Source organism: Streptomyces sp. NPDC053432 (genome assembly GCF_055585365.1).
Map to the genome: position 1 here is coordinate 1 of NZ_JBVJKF010000045.1, position 17482 is coordinate 17482.

18 protein-coding genes and 1 riboswitch are annotated in these 17482 nt (G+C 74.1%); of the genes, 9 read left to right on the forward strand and 9 right to left on the reverse strand.

The window, feature by feature from the left end; genetic code table 11:
- Window positions 1-90 precede the first annotated feature (90 nt).
- Window positions 91-480, reverse strand: a complete 390-nt coding sequence (locus ACZ6Y1_RS37035; protein ID WP_469640501.1) for a hypothetical protein — start codon at window positions 478-480, stop codon at window positions 91-93.
- Window positions 481-515: 35 nt separating this feature from the next.
- Window positions 516-1193 carry a hypothetical protein gene (locus ACZ6Y1_RS37040; protein WP_469640503.1) on the reverse strand — a complete coding sequence of 226 codons (678 nt, stop codon included), beginning with the start codon at window positions 1191-1193 and terminating at the stop codon, window positions 516-518.
- Between the two features lie 113 nt (window positions 1194-1306).
- Here ACZ6Y1_RS37040 and ACZ6Y1_RS37045 point away from each other — a divergent pair, with 113 nt between their 5' ends.
- Window positions 1307-1609, forward strand: a complete 303-nt coding sequence (locus tag ACZ6Y1_RS37045) for a hypothetical protein (protein WP_469640505.1) — start codon at window positions 1307-1309, stop codon at window positions 1607-1609.
- 13 nt (window positions 1610-1622) lie between these two features.
- Here the strand turns inward: ACZ6Y1_RS37045 and ACZ6Y1_RS37050 are convergent, their stop codons facing one another.
- The 3 genes from ACZ6Y1_RS37050 to ACZ6Y1_RS37060 form a co-directional block, all read right to left on the reverse strand.
- On the reverse strand, window positions 1623-2705 hold the full coding sequence (locus ACZ6Y1_RS37050) for a prenyltransferase/squalene oxidase repeat-containing protein (protein WP_469640507.1): 1083 nt from the start codon (window positions 2703-2705) through the stop codon (window positions 1623-1625).
- On the reverse strand, window positions 2702-3445 hold the full coding sequence (locus tag ACZ6Y1_RS37055) for a class I SAM-dependent methyltransferase (protein WP_384592981.1): 744 nt from the start codon (window positions 3443-3445) through the stop codon (window positions 2702-2704). Before ACZ6Y1_RS37055 ends, ACZ6Y1_RS37050 begins: the two co-directional genes overlap by 4 nt.
- Before the next feature lie 76 nt (window positions 3446-3521).
- On the reverse strand, window positions 3522-4838 hold the full coding sequence (locus ACZ6Y1_RS37060) for a glycosyltransferase family 4 protein (RefSeq protein WP_469640509.1): 1317 nt from the start codon (window positions 4836-4838) through the stop codon (window positions 3522-3524).
- A 249-nt stretch (window positions 4839-5087) separates the two neighbouring features.
- Here ACZ6Y1_RS37060 and ACZ6Y1_RS37065 point away from each other — a divergent pair, with 249 nt between their 5' ends.
- Window positions 5088-5723, forward strand: a complete 636-nt coding sequence (locus tag ACZ6Y1_RS37065; RefSeq protein ID WP_469640512.1) for a TetR family transcriptional regulator — start codon at window positions 5088-5090, stop codon at window positions 5721-5723.
- Window positions 5724-5912: 189 nt separating this feature from the next.
- Here ACZ6Y1_RS37065 and ACZ6Y1_RS37070 read toward each other — a convergent pair whose 3' ends face one another.
- Window positions 5913-6371 carry a PPOX class F420-dependent oxidoreductase gene (locus ACZ6Y1_RS37070; protein WP_469640514.1) on the reverse strand — a complete coding sequence of 153 codons (459 nt, stop codon included), beginning with the start codon at window positions 6369-6371 and terminating at the stop codon, window positions 5913-5915.
- Window positions 6372-6581: 210 nt separating this feature from the next.
- Between ACZ6Y1_RS37070 and ACZ6Y1_RS37075 the strand changes: the two genes are divergently transcribed.
- Window positions 6582-7064: a DUF4231 domain-containing protein gene (locus ACZ6Y1_RS37075; RefSeq protein ID WP_469640516.1), complete on the forward strand. Its 483-nt coding sequence runs from the start codon at window positions 6582-6584 to the stop codon at window positions 7062-7064.
- A 31-nt stretch (window positions 7065-7095) separates the two neighbouring features.
- Here the strand turns inward: ACZ6Y1_RS37075 and ACZ6Y1_RS37080 are convergent, their stop codons facing one another.
- The 3 genes from ACZ6Y1_RS37080 to ACZ6Y1_RS37090 all read right to left on the reverse strand — a co-directional run bounded on the left by ACZ6Y1_RS37080 (window position 7096) and on the right by ACZ6Y1_RS37090 (window position 9696).
- Window positions 7096-7734 carry a class I SAM-dependent methyltransferase gene (locus ACZ6Y1_RS37080; protein WP_469640518.1) on the reverse strand — a complete coding sequence of 213 codons (639 nt, stop codon included), beginning with the start codon at window positions 7732-7734 and terminating at the stop codon, window positions 7096-7098.
- Window positions 7735-7999: 265 nt separating this feature from the next.
- Window positions 8000-8233, reverse strand: a complete 234-nt coding sequence (locus tag ACZ6Y1_RS37085; protein WP_469640520.1) for a ferredoxin — start codon at window positions 8231-8233, stop codon at window positions 8000-8002.
- Window positions 8233-9696 carry an aldehyde dehydrogenase gene (locus ACZ6Y1_RS37090; protein ID WP_469640522.1) on the reverse strand — a complete coding sequence of 488 codons (1464 nt, stop codon included), beginning with the start codon at window positions 9694-9696 and terminating at the stop codon, window positions 8233-8235. Before ACZ6Y1_RS37090 ends, ACZ6Y1_RS37085 begins: the two co-directional genes overlap by 1 nt.
- Window positions 9697-9879: 183 nt before the next feature.
- On the opposite strand from ACZ6Y1_RS37090, the gene ACZ6Y1_RS37095 reads away from it, so the two are divergent.
- From ACZ6Y1_RS37095 to ACZ6Y1_RS37120, 6 genes are all read left to right on the forward strand, one after another.
- Window positions 9880-10959 carry an MBL fold metallo-hydrolase gene (locus ACZ6Y1_RS37095; RefSeq protein WP_469640524.1) on the forward strand — a complete coding sequence of 360 codons (1080 nt, stop codon included), beginning with the start codon at window positions 9880-9882 and terminating at the stop codon, window positions 10957-10959.
- 80 nt (window positions 10960-11039) lie between these two features.
- Window positions 11040-11110: riboswitch (cobalamin riboswitch) on the forward strand.
- 175 nt (window positions 11111-11285) lie between these two features.
- Window positions 11286-12545 carry a prenyltransferase/squalene oxidase repeat-containing protein gene (locus ACZ6Y1_RS37100; RefSeq protein ID WP_469640527.1) on the forward strand — a complete coding sequence of 420 codons (1260 nt, stop codon included), beginning with the start codon at window positions 11286-11288 and terminating at the stop codon, window positions 12543-12545.
- Window positions 12545-13207, forward strand: a complete 663-nt coding sequence (locus tag ACZ6Y1_RS37105) for an SCO2322 family protein (protein ID WP_469640529.1) — start codon at window positions 12545-12547, stop codon at window positions 13205-13207. The genes ACZ6Y1_RS37100 and ACZ6Y1_RS37105 overlap by 1 nt, the downstream gene beginning before the upstream one ends.
- Window positions 13204-14469, forward strand: coding sequence for an energy-coupling factor transporter transmembrane component T (locus ACZ6Y1_RS37110; RefSeq protein ID WP_469640531.1), 1266 nt, complete (start codon window positions 13204-13206; stop codon window positions 14467-14469). The genes ACZ6Y1_RS37105 and ACZ6Y1_RS37110 overlap by 4 nt, the downstream gene beginning before the upstream one ends.
- Window positions 14466-16373 (forward strand): ABC transporter ATP-binding protein, encoded by a 1908-nt coding sequence (locus tag ACZ6Y1_RS37115; protein WP_469640533.1) that lies wholly within the window; start codon window positions 14466-14468, stop codon window positions 16371-16373. Before ACZ6Y1_RS37110 ends, ACZ6Y1_RS37115 begins: the two co-directional genes overlap by 4 nt.
- Window positions 16370-17233, forward strand: coding sequence for an ECF transporter S component (locus ACZ6Y1_RS37120; protein ID WP_469640535.1), 864 nt, complete (start codon window positions 16370-16372; stop codon window positions 17231-17233). Before ACZ6Y1_RS37115 ends, ACZ6Y1_RS37120 begins: the two co-directional genes overlap by 4 nt.
- Window positions 17234-17482: the final 249 nt, after the last annotated feature.

Sequence of the window (17482 nt, forward strand, 5' to 3'; positions counted from 1 at the left end):
CGGCGATCTGGCACAACCGGGCCACCGGAACACCGATCACACGATCACTGATCGCCTACGACCACTGACCAGGACTTCGGACTTACTCGTCTAGGGGGTGTCCTGCCCGGGCACCGCCGCCAGGACCTCCCTGAGGTCCAGCGGCATGACCGCGATGTCGATGGTGCCGCCGCCCTCGTAGCCGCAGGTCACGATCCGCGAGCCGGGGTTGATGGACATCCCCTCCCGCACGGAGGGGGCCCGTACCCCGGTGGCCCGCGCGCCGGGCAGCGGCACCGGTTCGCCGCGCCGCGGGACCCAGCGGGCCGCGCCCCGGTCGACGTACAGGCGGCCCATCCGCCAGCGGCCCTCACCGGACGGCTGCCGTGCCATGCCGGGGATCCCGGCCACGTTCCCGGCGGCGATCCGCTGCCGGTGCTTGCGGCGCAGCAGCCGGCCGGCTCCGGCCGCCACGCCCGCGATCACCACGAACTCGATCATCCGGCCCATTGAAACAGGTCCGCCGGGGCGGAGGGCTACCCGCCCAGCTGGGAGAGGCTCGGGACCTGGTCCTTGACCGGGGCGCCCGCGCCCGCGCCCGCGCTCTTGATGCCGTCGATCACGGTCTGGAAGGAGCTGATGTCGGCGTCGCCCGCGTCCCCCTTGCGCAGCTTGGTGCCGAGGCCCTTCAGGGACTCGATGCCGGCCGTCAGCGGGGCCACCGCCTTCGACAGCAGCGGGTCGCCCTTGGCGTTCTCGGAAGCCGCCTTGAGCCGGTTGTACGCGAAGGCTCCGGCGAGGCCCGCCTTGACGAGGGCGAAGGTACGGCCCTTGGCGCCCTTCTTGAACTTGCCCGCGCGGTAGGGCTTGACGATCCACTGGTACGTCGCCCCGGCCGCGAGGCCAGCGTTGGCGATGAAGCGCGTCTTGGCGAACTTCTGCCTCTCGGCGGAGGTCGTGGGCGAGGGCGTCGCGGCGGCCAGTTCGTCGGCTTCGCCCGCGGCCGGGATCGCCGCCGCCAGGGCCGCCAGTTCAGCGGCCGAGGCCATGGAGATCTGGTCCTCGGCGGGCTGCTCCGCGGCGGGCCGGCCGGCCTGGCTGCTGGCGCTGCCGGCGCTGCCGCCGCCGCACGCGGTGGCGCCCGCGAGCAGCGCGCTGGACAGGAGCACCGCCGTGAGGGCTCGGCGCAGTCGGGCAGTACGGGGTACGGACACGGGTGCCTCCGGTGGCTGAGCTGTCCCCCGCAGCCTCACCCGGTGCGCCGGAACGCGCCCCTTGGGGGGAGCCGTTCGGGTTTGCCTTCCGCCGGGGCGGTAACACGCTTGGCATGCCCACACACACCCGAGCACGCGTACGCGGAAGCAGTCAGGCCGGGCGGGCCGTCGCACTGGTGGCGGACCTGCTGGCCTTCGTCATCGCCCTGTGGATCCTGCTGTATCTGCTGGAGGCCAACCGGGGCAACGAGCTCGTGGAGTTCGTCCACGACACGGCGAGCTGGCTCGCCGGCTGGTCCTACGACCTGTTCACCTTCAGCAGGGAATGGGTCCAGGTCGTCTTCGGCTACGGCGTGGCCGCCGTGGTCTACCTCCTCGTCGGCCACGCCGTCGCGGGCTGGCTCTACCGCCGCTGAACCGGCCGCGCGGTCACCCGCAGCAGTCCGGCTCCAGGCCGCCCGGCAGCTCGTTGCCGCCGAACACCCGGGCCGTCGGCTCGTCCCCGCCAAGCGCCGCGACCGCGAGCAGCAGGGACCCGGCCGTCCAGGTGGTCTGCTCGACCGGCCACACCGCGTCGTCCTGGAAGACGTAGCCCGTCCAGTACATGCCGTTGTCGGCGCGCAGGTGGCCGATGGAGCGCAGGATCTCCAGCGCCCGGTCCGACTCCCCCGTCGCCCACAGCGCGAGCGCCAGCTCGCAGGATTCCCCGCCCGTCACCCACGGGTTCGGCAGCACGCAGCGCACGCCGAGGTCCGGGACGACGAACTCCTCCCACCGCTCCTCGATGCGCGCCTTCGCCTCGGCGCCGGTCAGGGCGCCGCCGAGGACCGGGTAGTACCAGTCCATCGAGTAGTGGTTCTTGTCGAGGAACCGCTCGGGGTGACGGCGTATCGCGTGCCGCAGCGCGCCCACGGCGAGCTCCCAGTCGGGCTGGGGCTCCTCGCGGTGCTCGGCGACGGCCAGCGCGCAGCGCAGTGCCTGGTGGATGGAGGAGGAGCCGGTGAGCAGGGCGTCGGTGACGGCCGTGCCGTCCGCCTCCCGCTTCCAGCCGATCTCGCCGCCGGGCTGCTGGAGCGCCAGGACCCACTCGACGGCCGCGTAGACGGTCGGCCACATCCGGTCGAGGAACGCGTCGTCGCCGGTGGCCAGGTAGTGGTGCCACACGCCGACGGCTATGTACGCCGTGAAGTTGGACTCCCGGCCGGCGTCCTGCGGCCGCGCGGTGTCGACGCCGTCCTCCCGGTCGGCGTAGGCCGCGTACCAGGAGCCGTCCTCGTTCTGGTGACGGGCCAGCCACGCGTAGGCGCGCTCGGCCGCCTCGTGCTCGCCGGCCGCGTCCAGGGCCATCGCGGCCTCGGTGTGGTCCCACGGGTCGAGGTGGTGCCCGCGGAACCACGGGATGGCCCCGTCCGCGCGCTGCGCGGCGAGGATGCCCGCGACCGTCTGGGCGGCCTGACCGGCGGTCAGCACCCCGTCGAGGACGAGGTGCTCGGTGCGCTCGGGCGAGCTCACTTCGCCGCGCCCGCGGCGTCGACGGGGAGGTGCGGCTTGGTCGCGTACGCCACGAAGCTCTTGCCGATGACCGGGTTGAGCGCCTTCTCCGCGTAGCGGGTGAGCGCGGGCTTCTTCATGATGTCCCAGACCAGGAGCTTGTGGTACGCCTTGACCGGCAGCGCCTTGTCGTTGTCGACGCCGAAGGCGCACTTGAGCCACCAGTACGGGGAGTGCAGGCCGTGCGCGTGGTGGGTGCCGTACGGCTTGAGGCCGGCGGCCTCCATCTTGCCGAGGAGCTCGTCCGCCTTGTAGATGCGGATGTGGCCGCCCTCGACCTCGTGGTAGGCGTCGGAGAGCGCCCAGCACACCTTCTCGGGGCCGTAGCGGGGCACGGTGATGGCGATGCGCCCGCCGGGCTTGAGGACGCGCACCATCTCGGCGAGGACGCCCTTGTCGTCGGGGATGTGCTCCATCACCTCGGAGATGATGACGACGTCGAACGAGTCGTCGGGGAAGGGCAGGGCGAGCGCGTCGCCCTCCATGGCGGTGGCGGTGGCGCCGGCCGGCGCCTCGCCGGCCTCCTTCATCGCCGCGAACCACTTGGCGACCTCGCGGATCTCCTCGCCGTTGCGGTCGAGGGCGACCACCTGGGCGCCGCGCCGGTAGCACTCGAAGGCGTGCCGGCCTGCGCCGCAGCCCAGATCGAGCACGCGGTCGCCTGCGGCGAGCGGGAACCGGGAGAAATCGACGGTCAGCACGGGGGCCTGCCTTCGCGGTCGCGGGGGTGTACGGGGGTGGTGTGGATCAGGAGCGAGGTGAGGGAGGCGGAGGAGGTCACCGCGGCCGGCGGGTGCGGGCGGCGGCCTGCTCGATGGCGGCGCGGTAGTGCGCGGCGGTGCCCTCGGCGGCCTTGGCCCAGGTGAATCTGGTCAGCACCCGCTCCCGCCCGGCGGCGCCGAGCCGGGCACGCAGCTCGGGGTCGCCCAGGACCCGTCCGAGCGCGGCGGCCAGCGCGCCCGCGTCGCCCGGGGGCACCGCGAGGCAGGTCTCGCCGTCGGGGCCGGCGACCTCGGGGATGGCCCCGCCGGTCGTGGCGACGAGCGGGGTGCCGGTGGCCATGGCCTCGGCGGCGGGCAGCGAGAACCCCTCGTAGAGGGAGGGCACGCAGGCGACCTGGGCGCTGCGGACCAGGTCCACGAGCTCGGCGTCGGTGATCCCCTTGACGAAGCGGACCGCGTCCTGGAGCCCGTACGTCTCGATCGCGCGGGCGACGGGACCCTGCTCGGCCCGCTTGCCGACGACGACGAGGTGCGCGTCGGGCTGCTCGGTGCGCAGCTTCGCGAGGGCCTCGACGAGGTGGACGAGACCCTTGAGCGGGACGTCGGCGCTGGAGGTGGTGACGATCCGGCCGGGGACCTCGGCGACGGACGGGTCCGGGGACCACAGGTCCGTGTCGGCGCCGATGTGCACGACGTGGATGCGGTCGTCGCGTACGCCGAGGTGCTCGGCGATCTCCTGCCGGGAGGACCCGGACACGGTGAGCACCGAGGGCAGCCGTCGGGAGACCCGCTTCTGCATGCGCGTGAACCCGTACCAACGGCGCACGGAGAGCCGCCCCATGCGGTCCTTGGCGGCGGCGAGGTCGAGGGCGCGGTCCACGGTGATGGGGTGGTGGATGGTGGTCACCAGAGGTGCCCCGAGATCCCCCAACAGCCCGTAGCCCAGGGTCTGGTTGTCATGGATGACGTCGAACTCGCCGGCACGGGCGGCCAGATGGCGCCGGGCGCGCAGCGAGAAGGTCAGCGGCTCGGGGAAGCCGCCGGTCCACATCGTGGCGACCTCGAGGGCGTCGATCCAGTCCCGGTACTCGTCACGCTTCGGCGTGCGGAAGGGATCGGGCTGCCGGTAGAGGTCGAGGCTCGGGAGCTCGGTGAGCGTGGCACCCGTGTCGAGCACCGGGTACGGCTGCGCGCCGATGACCTCGACGGAGTGTCCGAGGCGTACGAGCTCGCGCGAGAGGTGGCGGACGTAGACGCCCTGGCCGCCGCAGAACGGGTTCCCCTTATAGGTGAGGAGTGCGATGCGTAGCGGGCGGTCGCCGTCGGTGGCGGAACCCGCGAAAGGGCTCGTCACCATGGCCTCAGCGGTCACTCTCGGCCCCCTTCTCCCTGCACTTTCGCCGGAGCGTAACCGCTCGGATAATGTAGAACAAGTTGCAGACTTGATCCGTTGAAGACCATTGAATCTACCGGCCGGAAACCCCACCGTAAGAGGCGGAGCAGGTGATTCGCGCCACGGCTCCGGCGCCTGAGATGCTGGCATCGAAGGCGGGACCCGGAGCAGCCCGAATCACCCGCGCACACCCCCCGCAACGACTCGGAACGCCACGGAACGGGACATATGACACCGGAAGCGAAGCACCTCGCCGCCACGGTCACCACGCCGGCGTCCCCGCCCCTGACGGAGCGCCAGGAGGCGCGCCGCCGCCGGATCCTGCACGCCAGCGCCCAGCTGGCCAGCCGGGGCGGCTTCGACGCGGTGCAGATGCGGGAGGTGGCGGAGTCCTCCAGCGTCGCCCTGGGCACCCTCTACCGGTACTTCCCGTCGAAGGTCCACCTCCTGGTCGCCACCATGCAGGACCAGCTCCAGCACATGCACACCACACTCCGCAAACACCCCCCGGCGGGCGAGGACCCGGCGGCCCGGGTCGCGGAGACCCTGATGCGCGCCTTCCGCGCCCTCCAGCGCGAACCCCAGCTGGCCGACGCCATGGTCCGCGCCCTGACCTTCGCGGACCGCAGCGTGAGCCCCGAGGTGGACACGGTGTCCCGGCTGACGACGGCGATCATCCTGGACGCCATGGGCCTGGAGGCCCCGCCGACGGCGGAACAGCTCTCGGCGGTCCGCGTCATCGAACACACCTGGCACTCGGCCCTGATCACCTGGCTCTCGGGCCGGGCCTCGATAGCCCAGGTCAAGATAGACATCGAAACGGTGTGCAGACTGATCGACCTGACGGCCCCGGAAAAGGCGTGAAGTAGGGGGTACGGCACGGCGGGGGCGCGGGGGTGGGGCGTGTCGGCGCCCCGGCCGCCTCACCGCCCCCGACCCACCCGCCCCGGCGGGTCCCGGCGGGCGGCGGAGTCCCGTCCCCGCCCGTCAGGGCCGTCGCGCCGGCGGCGCCGGGCCGGGCCGGGCCGGGCTGGGCTGGGCTGGGCAAGACACCTAGCTCTTGATGTCGAGTGCCGTCCCGTACAGCCGGTCCACCTTCAGCCGGATGACCACACGGCGCTCGGCGACCAGCTGCTCCAGGAACGCGCCTTCGTCCTCCGGCTTCGCGGCCTCGGGGATCATCGCGAGGAGTTCCCGGCCGACCTCGTCGCCGGGGACCGTCGTCACCTCGGAGACCTCGGCCTCGCCCTCCGCGACGGCGAACGACCACACGTCGCCGCCCTGCACGTGCACCGCCGCGTGCGGGTCGCGGCGCAGGTGCTGGAGCTTGACGCGATCGGCCGTGGTGGAGAACCGCACGATGCGGGCTTCGGGGTCCCAGCTGTACAGCATGGTGGTCAGGTGGGGGTGGCCGCTGCGCTTGACGGTGGCGAGCGTGCCGAACTGCTGCTTGCCGAGGAGTTCGGAGAGGGCTGCGTCCGACAGTGCGCGGGGGGCTGGTCCTTGAGTCATGACGTGGTCAACACCCTTGATCGCTCAACAATTTCACGATCGCCCCACTTTCCCGGCCCGACCTCGTCCGCCGCCATCCGGGAGCCGGCGCACGCTTAAGATCGCCGTGCGCTCCTCTTCGGCCGCGTCCACGACCCGTCCCGGCCTGATGGACCGCAGTGTCCGCCCGAGGGGTGGGCCCGACACCGGCGACAGAACCTTGGGGGCGGTATGCATCCGGACAGTGGAGTAGCGGTCGGCCTGAGCCCGGCGGAGACGGCCGTCCTGCTGCTGGACAAGATCCGTCAGGGCAACGACTACGCCCGCAGCCGAAAGAAACGATTCAGCCGAAGCGCCTCCCTCACCAAGGTGGCGACGCTGGCACTGTCCGCCGCGTCCACCGTCGTCCTGGGCCTGCAGAACCTCAACGCGTGGACCGGTCTGGCCTTGGCGTGCGTGGCGCTGGTGACGCTGCTGGGAGCCGTCGAGCCGTTCTTCAACTGGCGGTCCCGGTGGGTGCTGATGGAACAGGCCCAGCACCGCTTCCGGCGGCTCGGCGACGACCTCGAGTACCTCGTGGCCTCGACGTCCGCGGACCAGCTCACCTTCGACCAGCTCGGCGAGGTCTTCGGCCGATACCAGGCGATCTGGGACGACCTGAGCAACACCTGGCTGGAGCACCGCCGGGACCTCGCCTCGTCGAGCGGCGCCTGACGTCCGAGCGGATGCCCGGCACTCCGTTCGCTTACTCCCCGCCCTGCAGCCGGGCCAGCAAGTGGGCGTCCAGGAAGCCGCGTTCCGTGGCCGGGTCGTGGATCAGGCGGGCGAAGGGGGCGAGGCCGGCGGCGGTCAGGAGTTCGGCGTAGTGGTCCACCGGCCAGCTGTAGGCGGGGGTGACCTTGTGGTCGAAGCGGACCGGTTGCGGCCCGTCGGTCGCGAAGAACGAGGCCAGGAGCAGGCCTCCCGGCGCCAGGACGCGTGCCTGTTCGGCGAGGAGTGCGGGCAGGTCCCCGGGCGGGGTGTGGATCGTGGAGTAGTGGGTCAGTACGCCGCCGAGCGCGCCGTCCTCGAACGGTAGGGCCTCCATCCGCGCCTCTTCGAACCGCAGCGCCGGGCGGACCCGCCGGGCGTGGGCGACCATGCCCGGGGAGAGGTCGAGCCCCGAGGCGTCCAGGCCCAGGTCGTGCAGCATGGCCGTCAGGTGTCCGGGCCCGCACCCGGCGTCGGCCGCCCGCGGGTTCCCCGTCGCGCGCACCAGTTCCGCGAAGGTGCCGATCATGGCCCGTGAGAACGGGTGCGTCTCCAGCCGGTCGTCGAACAGGGACGCGTACAGCTCGACGACCCCGTCGTAGGCCGCCCTGGTTTCGTCCTGGTGCTCCGCCACGCGGAGGAAACTAACACTCGCTCCGCGAGGGGGACATGGGTGGAGCCGCGGCCCGATCCCCTCGGCGGGACGCATCTGACCGCCGCCGAGGCGGGTCTCCCCCGGCCGCAGGGGTGGCCTGGTCGGCCTTCCGCCCCCTGCGGCCCCGCAACCGCCCGCCCGGGGGGCGCGGAGGCGGCCCCGCCCGGCGCCTCCGCGGCCCGCCCCGGCCCGCGCCTCCGGGGCCTCGCCAGTCCCCCGGGCCTCGCCAGTCCTCCGGGCCTCGCTAGTCCTCCGGTGGGAAGACCGGCTCGCCCGTTTCGGCCAGGGTGATCATGATGGCCTCCACCGGGCACCCCTCCGCCGCCGTGAGGGTGGGCTCATTGGCGTCCGTCTGCGGGGTGCGGGGGTGGGACTGGCGGGCCGAGTCGAGGGTGAAGGCGTCCGGGGCGTGGTTCACGCACATGCCCGAGCCGATGCAGACCCCGCGGTCCACCTCCACCTGCCAGCGGTCGCCCATCAGGCACCCGCCTCGTACCCGGCGGGGAGGTGGATCATCTTGTGCTCCAGGTACTCGGACAGGCCCTCCGGGCCGAACTCGCGGCCGACGCCGCTGTTCTTGTAGCCGCCGAAGGGGCCCAGCATGTCCAGGCTGAAGGTGTTGACGTTGAAGGTGCCGGTGCGGACCCGGCGGGCGAAGTCGATGCCGTGCTCGACGTCCCCGGTCCAGACGCTGCCGCTCAGGCCGAAGTCGGAGTCGTTGGCGACGCGGACGGCCTCCTCCTCGTCCCCGTACGGGATCAGGCAGACGACCGGGCCGAAGATCTCCTCCTGGGCGATCCGCATGGAGTTGTCGACGTCGCCGAAGAGGGTGGGTTCGACGTACCAGCCGCGCTCCTGCCCGGCCGGGCGGCCGCCGCCCGCGAGGACCTTGGCGCCCTCCTCCTGGCCGATGCGGATGTAGTCGAGGGAGCGCTGCTGCTGGCGCTGGGCGACGAGCGGGCCGAGCTGGGTGGCCGGGTCGAGCGGGTCGCCCACGACCAGGGCCCCCGCGGCGGCCGCGAAGGCGTCGGCGATCTCGTCGTAGCGGCTGCGCGGCGCGAGGATCCGGGTCTGCGCCACGCAGGCCTGGCCGTTGTTCATCCAGGCGGCCGGGACGATACCGGCGACGGCGGTGTCCAGGTCCGCGTCCGGGAGGATCACGGCGGCGGACTTGCCTCCGAGTTCGAGGGTGACGCGGGTGAGGTTGCGGGCCGCGACCTCCATCACGCGCTTGCCGGCGGCCACGGAGCCGGTGAAGGCGACCTTGTCGACACCGGGGTGCCCGACCAGGTACTCGCTGACCTCTCGGTCGGCGGGCAGGATCGACAGCACGCCCTCGGGCAGACCGGCCTCGCGGGCGATGTCGGCCAGGATGAAGGAGTCGAGCGGGGCTTCCGGGGAGGGCTTGAGGATCACGGTGGAGCCGGTCAGCAGGGCGGGCGCGAGCTTGGCCGCCGCCACGAACTGCGGGACGTTCCACGGGATGACGGCCGCGACGACCCCGACGGGCTCGCGGCGCACGAGGATCGGGCCGAGCACCCCCGCGCGGTGCTCCTCGTAGGGGTAGTCGCGCGCGACGGTGATCGCGGCGTCGTAGACCATCATCGGGCCGAGCGCCTGCGCGAGGACGCTCCAGGAGTAGGGGGAGCCGTTCTGGGAGCTGATCGAGCGGGCGATCTCCTCGTGCCGGACGGCTATGGCGTCCTTGATCCGGGAGACGACGGCGATGCGCTCGTCCAGGGACATCCGGGGCCAGGGGCCCTCGTCGAACGCCTTGCGGGCCGCTGCGACGGCGCGGTCCACGTCCGCCTTCGAGGCGTGCGGGACGGAGCCGATGACCTGCTCGGTGTGGGGGGAGACGATCCGGATCGTGTCGGTGCCCAGCGGATCCGTCCACTCCCCGCCGATGAACAGTTGTCCGTGTTCCACGAGCTCGGTCATGGCTGAGGCCTCCTGCGGCTTGCCCTGCGGCTTGGCGTTGCAGAACTGATACCAGTTCTAGTTCGAGGAGTCCACGGCCAGGACGGAAGAGCGGAGAAGATCCAACGACTAGTCAGAAGCCCGAAGAAGTGGTCGACTTGGGCTACTACTGGAACACGTTCTTACAGAGGCAGGGGACGGCGAATGGACACGGCCAAGGACGCGCCGCAGAACGCGCCGCAGGACGCGCCGCACGTCACCGATCACGGCGGCGGCGTGTGGGGGATCAAGGTCCCCATCCCCGACAACCCGCTCGGCCACACCCTCGTCCACGTCCTCGACACCGGCCGCGGCCCGGTCCTCGTCGACACCGGCTGGGACGACCCCGAGTCCTGGGACACCCTCGCCGCCGGGCTCGGCGCGCTCGGCATCGCCGTCACCGACGTCCACGGCGTGGTGATCACCCATCACCACCCCGACCACCACGGCCTGTCCGGGCGGGTACGCGAGGCCTCGGGCGCCTGGATCGCCATGCACGCGGCCGACACCGAGGTCGTCGTGCGGACCCGGGCCTCCGAGCCGGGCGTCTGGTTCGACTACATGAGCGAGAAGCTCGCCGCCGCCGGAGCCCCCGAGGAGCACATCGCCCCGCTCCGCGCCGCCCGCACCGGCGGCCGGATGCGGACCCTGCCCGGCCTGCGGGCCGCCGTCCCCGACCGGGAGATCGTCCCCGGCGAGCTGCTGCCGCTGGCCGGGCGCCGGCTGCGCGCGATCTGGACCCCCGGCCACACCCCCGGCCACGTCTGCCTCCACCTGGAGGAGGCCCACCCGGCGGACCTCCCCGGCAACGGCCGCCTCTTCTCCGGGGACCACCTGCTTCCCGGCATCTCCCCGCACATCGGCCTGTACGAGGATCCGCAGAGCGACCGGGTCACCGACCCCCTCGGTGACTACCTCGACTCCCTCGAACGCATCGGCCGCCTCGACCCGGCCGAGGTGCTCCCCGCCCACCAGCACGCCTTCACCGACGCGCCCGCCCGCGTACGGGAGCTGCTCGACCACCACGAGGAGCGGCTGACCGGCCTGTGGGCGCTGCTCGCGGAGCCGCTCACGCCGTGGGGGCTGGCGGAGCGGATGGAGTGGAACCGGCCCTGGGAGCAGATCCCGTACGGCTCCCGCAACATCGCCGTCTCGGAAGCGGAGGCGCACCTGCGGCGGCTGGTGAAGCAGGGCCGCGCGGAGGCCGTCCCGGGCAGCGACCCCGTCGCCTACCGGGCCCTGTAGCCGTCCGCCGGGGTTGGCCGGTAAGGGGCGCTGCGGGCCGGCACCCCCGAACCCGCTTCCTACGGGCCGGTACAGTGAGCGGGTCGTCCTCACTTCCGTACGGGGGGAAGCCGGTGCGAATCCGGCGCTGACCCGCAACCGTGACCCGCCCCGGCCCATCGCCGGGCAGGGAGCCGGAATGCCCCGTCGCGGAGGTGCGCGGCTCGTGCCGCCGGGTCCTCCGGCGGCCGGCACCGTCGAGGTAAACGGAGCCGGAGCCCGGTCCCCGTGCCTGCCCGCGCGTGTGCCTGCCTCCGGGTCCCCAGCAGGAGAGGCACCCCCGCCCCATGAACGTCCGCCGCAGCGCCGCCGCGCTCGCCGCCTCCGCCGTGCTCTGCGTGGGCGCCGCCCCCGCAGCCCTCGCCGACACCGCGCCGCCCTCCCCTGCCGCACCGCCCGTGATCCCCTCCGGGCTGTACGGCAAGAACGACCCGACGTACGACGGCGTGTGGCGCCAGTCCTTCGCGCTGCTCGCCCAGCACACCGTGGGCGTCAAGCCCGCCAAGGCGGCCGTGGACTGGCTGGTGGGCCAGCAGTGCGCGAACGGCGGTTTCGCCGCGTTCCGCGCGGACGCCTCCGCCGCGTGCGAGGCGACGACGATGTTCGACACGAACGCCACCGCGGCGGCCGTCCAGGCGCTGAAGGCGCTCGGCGGCCAGGACGCGGCGGTCAGGAAGGGCACGGACTGGCTGAAGTCCGTACAGAACGAGGACGGCGGCTGGGCCTACGTCCCCGGCTCCCCCAGCGACGCCAACTCCACCGCCCTGGTGATCAGCGCTCTCGCCGTGGCGGGTGACAAGCCCGCCGAGGTGAAGTCGAAGGCCGGCAAGTCCGCCTACCAGGGCCTGGCCGCCTTCCAGCTCGGCTGCGCCGCCGAGCCCGCCGCCGACCGGGGCGCGTTCGCCTACCAGCCCCTGGACGGCAAGCTCACCGCCAACGCCGACGCAACCGCCGCCGCGGCCCTCGCCGGCCTCGGCCAGGGCTCGGCCGTCGCCCTGTCCGCCTCGGACACCCCCGCGGCCCCGCTGACCTGCCCGCCTGCCTCGGCCGACGCCGCGGCCGACCCGGCTGCCCTCGGCCAGGGCGCGGCCGGCTACCTCGCCGAGGCGCTCAAGAAGGACGGCCACCTCACGGCGGTCACCCCGGGCGCGGACCAGCCGACCCCGGACACCGGCAACACCGCCGACGCGGTGATCGCCCTGGCCGCGGCCGGGCACAAGCAGTCGGCGGCCGGCGCGCTGGAGTGGCTGAAGGCCAATTCCGCGCAGTGGGCGCAGGGCAGCCCGGCGGGCCTGGGCACGCTGATCCTGGCCGCGCACGCCACGGGCACGGACCCCAAGTCCTTCGGCGGCACCGACCTCGTCGCGGCGCTGAACGCCACCGGCCCGGCCCCGCAGGGCGCGGACTCCTCCGCGACCACGGTCGACGGCAAGAAGGACAAGCCCTCCGGCGGCCAGAACATCTGGTGGATCGTCCTCGCGGGCGCCGCGGCCGGCATGGGCATCGGCATCCTGCTGAGCGGCCGCCGCAAGAAGAACCAGCTCTGATGCGCCGCCGCCGGCTGTCCGTGCTCGCCGTGCTGCTCGGGTTCGCCCTGGCCGTGCCGGCCGCCTCCCCGGCGCTGGCGTCGAGCTACCGGTACTGGTCGTTCTGGGATGCTCCGGCCGGCGGGTCCTGGTCGTACGCCACGGTGGGCCCTTCGACGGCCCGCCCGGCGGACGGCTCCGTGCAGGGGTTCCGCTTCGCCGTCAGCAAGGACGCCTCCGCCGAGGCGGCCCGGCCGCGGGCCGCGGCCGACTTCGCCGCGATCTGCGGGGCGACCCCGGCGGCCGACGGGAAGAAGCGGGTGGCCCTGGTCGTGGACTTCGGCGCCCCCGCGGACGCGCCCTCGGGCGAGACCCCGCCGCAGGAGGCCCCCCGCACGGCCTGCGCGCAGGTCGCCCCGGAGGCCACCACGGCGGAGGCGCTGGCGTCGGTGGCGAAGCCGCTGCGCTACGACGGCGCGGCGATGCTGTGCGCGATCTCGGGCTATCCGAAGCAGGGCTGCGGCGAGGCGGTCGCGGAGGGCGGCCCCGCGCCGTCCGCTTCCGCCCCCGCCCCGCGGGCCGGGGAGGACGGCGGCCCGTCCGCGGGCCTGATCACCGGCCTCGCCGCGGTGGCCGCCCTGGCCGCGGCCGCCGTCTGGCAGTCCCGCCGCCGCACCCGATGACGCCCGACCGGCCGACGAACTCAGCCCCGCCGGCGTTCGAGGCGCGGAGGTCCGGGGGCAGCGGCGCCGGCAGCGGCGCCGCACCCGGCCACGTGCCCCCGGCCCGGCGAAGCCCCGCCGCCGCGGCGGGCGGCCCGCACGGGCCGACGTACAGGAAATGGCAGGCCCCCCTCGCCGCCCGGTCGACGGCCCTGCACGCGGGCGCCTGGTGGCTGTGGGCCCTCGGCCTCGCCACCGCCGCCTCGCGGACCACCAATCCACTGCTCCTCGGGATGATCATCGGCGTCGCCGGTTATGTGGTCGCGGCCCGCCGCACGGACGCCCCGTGGGCCCGTTCCTACGGCGCGTTCCTCAGGCTCGGCCTCTTCGTCATCGCCCTGCGCCTCCTGTTCTCGATGCTGCTGGGCTCACCCGTCCCCGGCTCGCACACCCTCTTCACCCTCCCGGAGGTCCCGCTGCCCGCCTGGGCGCAGGGCGTCCGGTTCGGCGGCCGGGTCAGCGCCGAGCAGCTCGTGTTCGCCTTCTACGACGGTTCCAAGCTGGCCGCCCTGCTCGTCTGCGTCGGCGCCGCGAACGCCCTCGCGAACCCGGCGCGGCTGCTGAAGTCCCTCCCGGCCGCCCTGTACGAGGCGGGCGTGGCGGTGGTCGTCGCCATGACCTTCGCGCCGAACATGGTCGCCGACGTCGTCCGCCTGCGCACCGCCCGCCGGCTGCGCGGCCGCCCGACCGGCGGGGTGAAGGCGATCCTGCAGATCGGCCTGCCCGTGCTGGAGGGCGCCCTGGAGCGGTCCGTCGCCATCGCCGCGTCGATGGACGCGCGCGGGTACGGGCGCACCGCCGAGGTCCCGCCCGCCGTTCGGCACACCACCAACGCCCTCACCCTCGGCGGTCTGCTCGGCATGTGCGCGGGAACGTACGGGCTGCTCGCCGCGCAGGGCGCCGCGTACGGGCTGCCCGTGCTCGGCATCGGCCTGCTGCTGGCCCTCGCGGGCCTGCGGCTGGGCGGCCGCCGGTCGGTGCGGAGCCGCTACCGGCCCGACCGGTGGGGGGCGCGCGCCTGGCTGGTGGCCGGGTCGGGAGCGGCCGTCGCCGCGCTCCTCGTGTACGCGGGCACCCGCGACCCCGCCGCCCTGCACCCGGGGGTGGTGCCGCTGGTGGCACCGGCGTTCCCGCTGTGGCCTGCGGCGGCGGTCCTGATCGGCCTGCTGCCCGCGTTCGTGGCGCCCGTACCCCCCGCACCGTCTGAGGAGGCACCCCGTTGATCCGCTTCGAGCAGGTGTCCGTCACCTACGACGGCGCGGCCGGCCCTTCCCTCCAGGACCTCGACCTGGTGGTCCCGGAGGGGGAGCTGACCCTGCTGGTCGGCCCGTCCGGGGTGGGCAAGTCCACGCTGCTGGGCGCGGTCTCCGGGCTGGTCCCGCACTTCACGGGCGGCACCCTGCGCGGCCGGGTGACGGTCGCGGGCCGTGACACCCGCACCCACAAGCCGCGCGAGCTCGCGGACGTGGTGGGCACGGTCGGCCAGGACCCGCTCGCGCACTTCGTGACGGACGTGGTGGAGGACGAGCTGGCGTACGGGATGGAGTCCCTCGGCCTGGCTCCGGCCGTGATGCGCCGCCGCGTCGAGGAGACCCTGGACCTCCTCGGCCTGAACGAGCTGCGCGACCGGCCCCTCGCGACCCTCTCGGGAGGGCAGCAGCAGCGGGTCGCGATCGGCTCGGTCCTGACCACGCACCCGAAGGTCCTCGTACTGGACGAGCCGACCTCGGCGCTGGACCCGGCGGCGGCGGAGGAGGTCCTGGCGGTGCTCCAGCGCCTCGTCCACGACCTCGGCACCACGGTCCTGATGGCGGAGCACCGGCTGGAGCGGGTGGTGCAGTACGCCGATCAGGTGCTGCTCCTGCCCGCCCCGGGCGCGGCCGCCGTGCTGGGGGCCCCGTCGGAGGTCATGGCCGTCTCCCCGGTCCACCCGCCGGTGGTGTCCCTGGGCCGCGTGGCGGGCTGGTCGCCGCTCCCGTTGTCGGTCCGCGACGCCCGTAGGCTGGCCGCCCCTCTCCGCGCCCGCCTCGGCGCTGGCCAGGATCCAGCCCGTCCGGCGTTCGAGGACCGGGGGTCCGGGGGCGGAGCCCCCGGTGTCGGGAAGGGGCGGGTGGGGGACGGCTCCGCGCAGCGGCATCCCGCACCCCGCACCGGCCTGCTGGCCCGCCTCCGCAAGGCCGCGGTCCGCCCCGCCCCCGCCCCCGCCCCCGCCCCGGCGAGCGCCGCCCCGGCCGAGACCAGGGGCCTCGGGGTCCGCCGGGGCCGCCGGGAAGTGCTCCGCGGGATCACCCTCACGGTCACCTCCGGCGAAACCGTCGCCCTCATGGGCCGCAACGGCGCCGGCAAGTCCACCCTGCTGTCGGCCCTGGTCGGCACCGTCCCGCCCGCCACCGGCGAGGTGACCGTCGGGGGCCTCGCCCCCCACCGCACCCCGCCGTCCGAGATGGTGCGGCGCGTGGGGCTCGTACCGCAGGAGCCCCGTGACCTGCTCTACGCCGACACCGTCGCCGCCGAGTGCGCCGCCGCGGACTCCGACGCGGGCGCGGCCCCCGGCACCTGCCGGGCGCTGGTCGGCTCCCTGCTCCCGGACGTGCCCGACGACGTGCACCCCCGCGACCTGTCCGAGGGGCAGCGGCTCGCCCTGGCCCTGGCCCTGGTGCTGACCGGCCGCCCGGCACTGGTCCTGCTCGACGAGCCGACGCGGGGTCTGGACTACGCCGCCAAGGCCCGCCTGATCGAGATCCTGCGCGCCCTCGCGGCGGACGGGCACGCCGTCGTCCTGGCCACCCATGACGTGGAGCTCGCCGCCGAGGTGGCGCACCGCGTGGTGATCCTGGCGGGCGGGGAGATCGTCGCGGACGGCCCGACGGCCGAGGTGGTCGTCTCCTCCCCCGCGTTCGCACCGCAGGTCGCGAAGGTCCTGGCCCCGGGGCACTGGCTCACGGTGACCCAGGTCGCCGAGGCTCTGGCGGCCCGGGCCCCCGACGCCGCCACCGACGCGGCACCGGCCGCGGATCCCGCCCCGGATCCCGCCCCGGCCCCCGATCCCGCCCCGGCCTCGGACCCCGCCCCGGATCCCGCCCCGGCTCCGGTCCCCGACGGCACCTCCGGGACGGCCCCCGCATGAACCGCCCAGCGTTCCGCCCCGGGCGCCCCGTCCGCATCGGCCCCCGCGCGGCCGCCGCCCTGGTCCTGGTCACCCTCATCGGGATCGCCGCCTTCGGCTGGCCGCTCCTCGCCGACGGGCGGTCCGGGCTCGCCCACTCCGAGGACGCCCCCTGGCTCTTCGCAGCGCTGCTCCCGCTGCTGGTCGCCGTCGTCGTCGCGACCGTCGCGGACAACGGCATGGACGCCAAGGCGGTGGCGATGCTCGGTGTGCTCGCCGCCGTCGGGGCGGCGCTGAGACCGCTGGGCGCGGGTACGGCAGGCCTGGAGCCCATGTTCTTCCTGATGGTGCTCAGCGGGCGGGTCCTCGGGCCGGGCTTCGGCTTCGTCCTCGGCTCCGTCACGATGTTCGCGTCCGCGCTGCTCACCGGCGGTGTCGGCCCGTGGATGCCGTTCCAGATGCTCGCGCTCGGCTGGTTCGCGCTGGGGGCCGGCCTGCTGCCGGGGCCGGAGAGGATCCGGGGCCGGGCGGAGCTGGCGATGCTCGCGGCGTACGGCTTCCTCGGCTCGTTCGCGTACGGCACGGTCATGAATCTGCAGGGGTGGGTGATGCTGCAGGGTATGGGCCAGGGCGTCTCCTTCCACCCGGGGGATCCGGTCGGGGCGAACCTCGCGCGTTTCGCCGCGTACTGCCTGGCGACTTCGCTGGGCTGGGATCTGGGGCGGGCCGCACTGACCGTCGTACTGACGCTGACGCTCGGGGCGACGCTGCTGAAGGCGCTGCGGCGGGCCACTCGGAAGGCCGCCTTCGACGCTCCCGTGTCCTTCGGTCCGGGGGTACGGACGGACGCGGACGGTGACATCCGGGGTCTCCGGCGGTGAGCCGCCCCACAGGACCCACGTCACATACGAGCCGGGGTAGTGGTCCCCGAACGTGCCGCAGGGCGCACTCCTCCCGCCCTCGCGGGGCGGGTCGTTGAGCCCGTCCTGCGAAGCCGTCTAGTAGGTGGGCTCGTTGCCAGGGGTCGGGGGCGTCGGTAGAACTGGGTGAGTCGCCGGGCGGCACGGGTGCTTCACCCGCCGCCCACGAACCCCTCTCCTTCGCGTGAGTGGCTCACGCATGCCTCTGGT

Excerpts from the sequence above, each read along its gene's own strand:
- ACZ6Y1_RS37110 (WP_469640531.1), top strand. The coding sequence starts at position 13,204 with ATGACGCCCGACCGGCCGACGAACTCAGCCCCGCCGGCGTTCGAGGCG.
- ACZ6Y1_RS37120 (WP_469640535.1), top strand. The coding sequence starts at position 16,370 with ATGAACCGCCCAGCGTTCCGCCCCGGGCGCCCCGTCCGCATCGGCCCC.
- ACZ6Y1_RS37045 (WP_469640505.1), top strand. The coding sequence starts at position 1,307 with ATGCCCACACACACCCGAGCACGCGTACGCGGAAGCAGTCAGGCCGGG.
- ACZ6Y1_RS37095 (WP_469640524.1), top strand. The coding sequence starts at position 9,880 with ATGGACACGGCCAAGGACGCGCCGCAGAACGCGCCGCAGGACGCGCCG.
- ACZ6Y1_RS37105 (WP_469640529.1), top strand. The coding sequence starts at position 12,545 with ATGCGCCGCCGCCGGCTGTCCGTGCTCGCCGTGCTGCTCGGGTTCGCC.
- ACZ6Y1_RS37090 (WP_469640522.1), bottom strand. The coding sequence starts at position 9,696 with ATGACCGAGCTCGTGGAACACGGACAACTGTTCATCGGCGGGGAGTGG.
- ACZ6Y1_RS37065 (WP_469640512.1), top strand. The coding sequence starts at position 5,088 with ATGACACCGGAAGCGAAGCACCTCGCCGCCACGGTCACCACGCCGGCG.
- ACZ6Y1_RS37085 (WP_469640520.1), bottom strand. The coding sequence starts at position 8,233 with ATGGGCGACCGCTGGCAGGTGGAGGTGGACCGCGGGGTCTGCATCGGC.
- ACZ6Y1_RS37070 (WP_469640514.1), bottom strand. The coding sequence starts at position 6,371 with ATGACTCAAGGACCAGCCCCCCGCGCACTGTCGGACGCAGCCCTCTCC.
- ACZ6Y1_RS37100 (WP_469640527.1), top strand. The coding sequence starts at position 11,286 with ATGAACGTCCGCCGCAGCGCCGCCGCGCTCGCCGCCTCCGCCGTGCTC.
- ACZ6Y1_RS37035 (WP_469640501.1), bottom strand. The coding sequence starts at position 480 with ATGATCGAGTTCGTGGTGATCGCGGGCGTGGCGGCCGGAGCCGGCCGG.
- ACZ6Y1_RS37075 (WP_469640516.1), top strand. The coding sequence starts at position 6,582 with ATGCATCCGGACAGTGGAGTAGCGGTCGGCCTGAGCCCGGCGGAGACG.